This window comes from Desulfobacteraceae bacterium (assembly GCA_022340425.1).
Taxonomy (GTDB): Bacteria; Desulfobacterota; Desulfobacteria; order Desulfobacterales; family JAABRJ01; genus JAABRJ01.
Map to the genome: position 1 here is coordinate 1 of JAJDNY010000194.1, position 6779 is coordinate 6779.

At 63.4% G+C, this 6779-nt stretch carries 6 protein-coding genes; 3 read left to right on the plus strand and 3 right to left on the minus strand.

Going from position 1 to position 6779, the window contains the following annotated elements; genetic code table 11:
* Positions 1-329: 329 nt before the first annotated feature.
* Together argC and LJE63_16900 are read left to right on the plus strand one after the other, a co-directional pair.
* Complete coding sequence (argC, locus tag LJE63_16895; protein MCG6908283.1) at positions 330-1367, plus strand: N-acetyl-gamma-glutamyl-phosphate reductase; 1038 nt, start codon at positions 330-332, stop codon at positions 1365-1367.
* A gap of 62 nt (positions 1368-1429) precedes the next feature.
* Positions 1430-1861, plus strand: a complete 432-nt coding sequence (locus tag LJE63_16900; GenBank protein MCG6908284.1) for an ACT domain-containing protein — start codon at positions 1430-1432, stop codon at positions 1859-1861.
* Positions 1862-2338: 477 nt separating this feature from the next.
* On the opposite strand, the gene LJE63_16905 is transcribed toward LJE63_16900, so the two are convergent.
* The 3 genes from LJE63_16905 to LJE63_16915 form a co-directional block, all read right to left on the minus strand.
* Entirely contained in the window at positions 2339-3640 is a 1302-nt protein-coding gene (locus tag LJE63_16905; protein MCG6908285.1) for a TRAP transporter large permease, read from the minus strand.
* A 67-nt stretch (positions 3641-3707) separates the two neighbouring features.
* On the minus strand, positions 3708-4199 hold the full coding sequence (locus tag LJE63_16910; GenBank protein ID MCG6908286.1) for a TRAP transporter small permease: 492 nt from the start codon (positions 4197-4199) through the stop codon (positions 3708-3710).
* Between the two features lie 102 nt (positions 4200-4301).
* The gene (locus LJE63_16915; GenBank protein MCG6908287.1) at positions 4302-5330 is read right to left on the minus strand and encodes a TRAP transporter substrate-binding protein; all 1029 of its coding nucleotides are present in this window, start codon (positions 5328-5330) and stop codon (positions 4302-4304) included.
* 448 nt (positions 5331-5778) lie between these two features.
* Between LJE63_16915 and folD the strand changes: the two genes are divergently transcribed.
* Positions 5779-6687, plus strand: a complete 909-nt coding sequence (gene folD / locus LJE63_16920) for a bifunctional methylenetetrahydrofolate dehydrogenase/methenyltetrahydrofolate cyclohydrolase FolD (protein ID MCG6908288.1) — start codon at positions 5779-5781, stop codon at positions 6685-6687.
* Positions 6688-6779: the final 92 nt, after the last annotated feature.

Below are 6779 nucleotides of genomic sequence, written 5' to 3' on the forward strand. Positions count from 1 at the left end.
CATCGATACCCACCAGAATTTGTTTGAACATCGCGCGCCTCCTTTGGTCTGGGCCCCCCGGCTGCCGGCTGGCGGTGAACTTCCTGCCGGTTTATAGGCAAGCGCCCGGCGGGCTGTCAAATGAAAACCGGCGCCGGCCCAAGGGCCGCCGCGGGGCAGGGCAGGCGCGACCCGCCTGGGGTTTGACATGATTGACAAGGCGAGCAAAGTGCCATAGAAAACCAGCAGGCAGCGGTCGCCGGGCGGTCATCGGCCGGGGTGTCCGGGCGCTTAAAAATTTTGCGGGCAGTGGACATGCCCGCTTCAAAATCTGGGTGCGAGGAGGCAACATGACCCGTGTGGGTGTGATCGGGGCCACCGGTTACGCCGGGGCTGAACTGGTGCGGATTCTCTGGGGGCACCCCGAGGTGGAGGTGACCGTCATCACCTCGCGGCAGTACGCGGGGGTTCGCTTCGATGCGCTCTACCCGGCCATGGCCGGGGTGGTGCCCCTGACCTGCGAGGCCTATGACCCCGAGCGCGTCTGCGACCGGGCGGAGGTGTTCTTCACGGCTCTACCCCACAAACTGCCCATGGGGATCGTGCCCGGGCTGGCGGACCGGGGCAAACGGGTGATCGACCTTTCGGCGGATTTCCGCTTTCGCGACATCGCCCACTACGAAGCCGCCTACCAACCCCACAGCGCGCCCGAGCTTTTGGCAACTGCGGTTTACGGCCTCTGCGAGGTCAACGCCGAAGAAATCGCCGCCGCCCGGATCGTGGGCAACCCGGGCTGCTACCCCACCAGCATCCTGCTGCCCCTGGTACCGCTCATGGCCGGCGGCCTGCTGGAGCCCCAGTCGCTGGTGGCCGATGCCAAGTCCGGCGTCAGCGGCGCCGGGCGGGGGCTGTCGCTGACCAGCCATTTCTGCGAAGTCGCCGAGTCCTTCAAGGCCTACAAGGTGGCGGCGCACCGCCACAACCCCGAAATGGACGAGGTCCTCAGCCGGGCGGCGGGGCAGTCCGTCCACCTGACCTTCGTGCCGCACCTGCTGCCCATGAGCCGCGGCATGCTGTCCACCATCTACGCTCAGCCCCGGGAGGGGGTCCAGGCGGGCGAGATTCGGGCCTGTCTGGAGGATTTCTATGCCGGCCGCCCGTTTGTCCGGCTGCTGGACGACAGCCGCCTGCCCGACACCCGCAACGTCCGGGGCACCAACTTCTGCGACATCGGGTTTCGCCTGGACGCCGACAACCGCCGGCTGATCCTGATGGGGGCCATCGATAATCTCGTCAAGGGGGCTGCCGGCCAGGCGGTGCAGAACATGAACCTCATGCTGGGCCTGGCGGAGACCGCCGGGCTGATGGCCGCACCCTATCCCCTCTAGCAGCGGGCGGCCCGGCAACCGCAGCGCTCATGCCCACGCCAACCACAAGGGACGGGGGAAACATGAAGATCACACAGCTTTCCGTTTTTCTGGAGAACCGCACCGGCCGGCTGGCCGACATCGCCGTCACCCTGGGGGAGATCGGGGTCAATATCCGGGCCATGTCCCTGGCGGACACCACCGACTTCGGGGTCCTGCGGCTGATTGTCAACGACACCGCCAAGGCCCGTCAGGTGTTGAAAGATCTGGGTTTCGCCGTGCGCCTGACCGAGGTGTTGGCGGTGGAGATTCCCGACCGGCCTGGCGAGCTGGGGCGGCTGCTGCGGATCATCGAGCAGGCGGGGCTCAACGTGGAGTATGTCTATGGCTTCGTGGAAAAAAACTCCGACAACGCCATCCTGATCTTCCGCTTCGACGACCTGGACCGGGCCATTTCAGCGATCCAGGCCAAAGGGATCCGCATCCTGGACGACAGTCGCCTATCCAGCCTGTAGCCAGGATGGCTGCATAAAAAAGCAAATTTCCGCTATGTATGGCGTTTTTCGAGGACGACAGCCGTAATTCCAGCGCCTGATGCAGCCGGGGGTTTGTGTCCCGTTGTCCCGGGCCGAGCATCGCAGCAGCCGGCGATAAAGGCCCTGTGGCTGTTTGAGCGTAAGCGAGTTCCACAGGGCCCGCCGGCTGCGAGAAGCGCAGGGCAGCCCGAAGGGCCCCGGGATGCGGGCGGTTTCTTTTGGTTCGTTTTCTTGTCCGCACAAGAAAATGAACACAGACCATTGGGAGTGGTAAATCCGGTCCATTCCCACGGTGCCCGCCAAAGTCCCTTTCTGACAAACACCGCACGGCGGGGTAAAATGCTTTTACACCGCCATCCCCAAATCAGTTTTGATGACAATGTAAAAAATTAGGTTGGGAGGGGTTGCGCTCTGCCGGTTTGGGCGGTGGAATGTTTTGATCTGGAGCACTTGATTCTATCGCATCAAGCCCGGGAGGAAAAGGGCGATCTGGGGCAGGGGGATCAGCAGCAGGGTGCCCACCACCAGGGCCGCCAGCAGCGGCAGGACCCCCCTGAAGATCGTCTCCAGGGGCACCCCGTCGGCCACGCTGCTGACCACGTAGACGTTGACCCCCACCGGCGGGGTGATGACCCCGATCTGGGTGACCATCACGATGACCACCCCGAACCACAGGGGGTCGTAGCCCAGGGTGGTCACTACCGGGTAGAAGATCGGAACCGTCAGCATGATCAGGGCCAGGGCGTCGATGAAGCAGCCCCCCACCAGATAGACCAGGATGATCAACCCCATGATGGCATAGGGGGGCAGATCGAAACCGGTGACCCAGGCGGCGAGCTCGAAGGGAATGCGTGTGATGGCCAGGAAATGACCGAATACCGTGGCGCCGGCCACGATCACGAGGATCATGCAGGAGATGCGGGTGGTCTCAAACAGGGCCTGAACAAACCCTGCCCAGTGGATGTTGCGGCGGATCAGGGCGATCGCGAGGGTGCCGAAGGCCCCCACGGCGCCGGCTTCGGTGGGTGTGAAAAGCCCAAAGAAGAGCCCGCCCATGACCATCAGAAAGAGGATCAGGGTTTCCACCAGACCCGAGAGGGAGGCGATCTTCTCTCTGAAGGTCGCCGGCCGGCCCTGGGGTGCCAGACCCGGGCGCAACCGCGCCCAGAGAACTACAGTCAGGATGAAGAGCCCCGTCAAGAGCACCCCGGGCAGGATCCCCGCCATGAAGAGCTTGCCGATGGACTGCTCGGTCATCACCCCGTAGATGATGAAAATCACGCTGGGCGGCACCAGAATCCCCAGGCTGCCGCCCGCGGCCACCACCCCGGTGGCCAGCCGGTCGTGGTAGCCGTATTTTTTCATCTCCGGCAGGGTTACGGCCGCCATGGTGGCGGCGGTGGCGTTGGTGGAGCCGCAGATGGCGGAAAACCCGGCGCAGGCCCCGATGGTGGCGATGGCCATGCCCCCTGGCCAGTGGCCCATGAAACGATAGGCGACGTTGAATAGGCGGGTGCTGATGCCGGCGTGAAAGGCGATCTGGCCCATGAGGATGAAGAGCGGCATGACCGTCAGGTTGTAGGAGCCGAACACATCGAAGAGGTCCTTGACCATCATGTTCAGGGCCGCCCCGAAGGACACCACGCAGCCGAAGCCCACCAGCCCCACCAGGGCCATCACGAAGCCCACCGGCATCCGCGAGAAGATCAGCAGGAAAAGCGCTGCGAGACCGATAATGCCGGTTGTTGTCGGAGACATCGGATCCACTTTCCAGGGCCGCGGCCGCTCAGCCCCATGCCCCTCGTATCAGAAGACGGCCGCACTTTCAGGGCCGTTCGGTGGTCAGGCGCAGCAGGGCGCCCCAGGCCCGCATCACCAGCACCACCGTCAGCATGCCGCAGCCGGCGGCCACACCCCAGACAAACGGATAGACCGGCAGCTGGAGGGTCATGGAAACCTCGCCGGCGACCTTGAGGTCCATCCCGTAGCGCAGGCTGTGCCAGGCGGCCAGCCCGAAGAGCACCGCGCAGACCAGGGCGTTGATGCCGTCGACCAGTCTCTGCAGCGGTTCCGAAAGGCGCTGCACGAGGAAATCGACCGCGATGTGACCCCGCTCCAGGGACGTGTGCGCCAGGGCAAAGGAGACCCCCAGGGATCCCAGAAACCCCACCATCTCGTAGGTTCCCGGAATCGGGCGGCGCAAGAAGCGCAGCAGGACGTCGCCGCAGGTCAGCAGCATCATCCCGGTGATGGCCGCGGCGGCGATCCCGTTAAAGACGCGCGTGGCCCAATAGACCTGCCGGGCAAATAGACTCACAGCCCTTTCTCCTCTTCAAACTCTTCGCCAGGCCCCCGACGACCGACACCCCGGCGGGGGCGCAAAAGCCGTCCCCCGCCGGGGTGTCGCGTACCGACTGTGTTACTTCTGGCCGCTGAACTCCCCGATCAAACGTTGGAGTTCGGAAACGCTCTCCGTGCCCTTGAGGCCTTTCTGGTCCGCACTGGCGGCATACTCCGCGATGATGGGGGCGACCGCCTGGGTCCAGCGGGCGCTTTCGGCTTCCTCCAGGGGGATGATGGTGTTGCCCAGGCTCAGGGTGAACTCGCGGCCCGCGGCATCGGCGGAATCCCAGCTCTTGCCGTGCACGTCGACCCATTCGCGGCTGACGGCCGTCATCACCTCCTGGACGTCCGGGGGCAGCTGGGCCCATTTTTGGGGGTTCATCACCACGAACATGGCCGTGGTGTACCCCACAGCGTAGCAGTCGGTGGTGGCCTTGATCACCTCGGCCTGACGCCAGCCCTTGAGGACCTCCATGGGTCCGAAGGTGCCCTCCACGACCCCCTTCTGGAGGGACTCGTAAGTGGCGCCCTGGGGCATGGCCACCGGCACCGCGCCCAGGGCCTCCACCACCTTGGCGCTCAGCCCGGTGGAGCGGATCTTCATGGCCTTGAGGTCTTCCAGGGACTTGACCGGTGTGCGGGTATGCAGGAGCCCCGGCCCGTGGGCGTGCAGATAGAGCACCTTGACGTCGGAGAGTTCCGCCGGGCGGAACTTCTCATAGAAGGCATTGACCGTGCGGGTGGCCGTCAGGCCGTTGGGATAGCCCAGGGGCAGGTCGACGGCTTCCATGACGGGAAACCGGCCGCGGGTGTAGGCAAAGACCGACATGCCGATGTCCGAGATGCCGTTGACCACCCCGTCGTAGCACTGATTGGCTTGGGTCAGCGTGCCGCCAGGATAGACGGTGATCTGGACCTGCCCGTTGGAGCGTTTCTCCACCTCCTGCGCCCACTCGACGCCCGCCTGGCACTGGGCATGGGTCGCGGGGAAAAAGATGCTGTAGGTCAGTTGAATCGGTTTGGCTTCCACTTCCGGCAGGACTGCCAGGGTGAACAGGACGGCCAAGGCTGTCAGAACGCATAGAAACGGGCGTTGCATCTTCATGTTTTTCCTCCATGACCTTTTGGGGTTAGGGACTGCTGCGCCGTGGGCCGGGGAAGCGGACCGCGGCGGGTGTCATTGCGGGCGGGGTGGGCCGCGTCGGGGTGGCCTTTTAAATACGTTGGGGGCGGCTCGGGTGCCCGCGTATTGGGCGAAAGGCAGACCATCAACCGTGGTGGGGTGAAACGAGGTAGTAATGTGGGCAGGTGGGATGGCTCATCTTTTTTTCTGTCGCCGGCGATTTGAAGCCCACTAATGCCCGTTCGGCCGGGGTGTGTCAAGAAAATAATTTCAGTCGGCGAACGGCTGCCCGCTTGCGTGCCTGTCGGCTTGACATCGGGGCGTCGTTGGACTACACACAGAAAGATTTTACGACGGCCCACGGGCCACCCTGCGCCATTGCATCTTTTGCTCATTCCAAAAACGAATTGCAACAGAAAGGAGAGTGAACATGGCAGCAAAGCTTATCATGGGAACGGAAATCCGCGAGACGATTCTCAACGAGATTTCTGCCGAGGTCGCCGAAATCAAGGAAAAACATGGTGTCGTGCCCGGGCTGGTGACGATTCTGGTGGGCGAAAGCCCCGCCTCGATTTCCTACGTCACGCTCAAGATTCAAACCGCTCATCGGGTCGGCTTCCACGAGGTTCAGGACAGCCAGCCGGACACCATTTCCGAGCAGGATCTGCTGGCTCTGATCAAAAAGTACAACGAGGACGACGCCATCAACGGCATCCTGGTGCAGCTGCCGCTGCCCAAACACATTGATGAAAAGAAAGTGCTCAACGCCATCGACCCCGACAAGGATGTGGACGGCTTTCACCCGGTCAACGTCGGCCGGTTGATGATCGGCGGCGGTGAAGTCAAGTTCCCGCCCTGCACCCCGGCGGGCATCCAGGAGATGATCGTGCGCGCCGGCGTTGAAACCAGCGGTGCCGAGGTCGTCGTGGTGGGCCGCTCCAACATCGTCGGCAAGCCCATCGCCAACATGATGCTGCAGAAGGGCCCGGGGGCCAATTCGACGGTGACCGTGGTTCACACGCGCACCAAGGATATGGCCGCCCACTGCAAGCGCGCCGATATCCTGATCGTGGCCGCCGGTGTGCCCGACTTGGTCAAGCCCGAGTGGATCAAACCCGGTGCCTGCGTCATCGATGTCGGCGTCAACCGCGTGGGCGAGAAGATCAGCCCCAAGACCGGCAAGAAAATTGCGATCCTGAAGGGCGACGTGGACTTCGATGCGGCCAAGGAGATCGCCGGTTGGATCACCCCGGTGCCCGGCGGGGTCGGCCCCATGACCATCACCATGCTGATGAAAAACACTCTCAAGTCCCTCAAGTTCAAACTCGGCATCGCCTGATGGTTCCCGGCCGGACAAGCTAAGCGTTAGCGGTCACTTTTTTAAAGTTGACCGGAAAAGGAGGCGGTTTCCCGCCTCCTTTTCAGCTTGTC

Excerpts from the sequence above, each read along its gene's own strand:
- argC (MCG6908283.1), top strand. The coding sequence starts at position 330 with ATGACCCGTGTGGGTGTGATCGGGGCCACCGGTTACGCCGGGGCTGAA.
- LJE63_16900 (MCG6908284.1), top strand. The coding sequence starts at position 1,430 with ATGAAGATCACACAGCTTTCCGTTTTTCTGGAGAACCGCACCGGCCGG.
- LJE63_16905 (MCG6908285.1), bottom strand. The coding sequence starts at position 3,640 with ATGTCTCCGACAACAACCGGCATTATCGGTCTCGCAGCGCTTTTCCTG.
- LJE63_16915 (MCG6908287.1), bottom strand. The coding sequence starts at position 5,330 with ATGAAGATGCAACGCCCGTTTCTATGCGTTCTGACAGCCTTGGCCGTC.
- folD (MCG6908288.1), top strand. The coding sequence starts at position 5,779 with ATGGCAGCAAAGCTTATCATGGGAACGGAAATCCGCGAGACGATTCTC.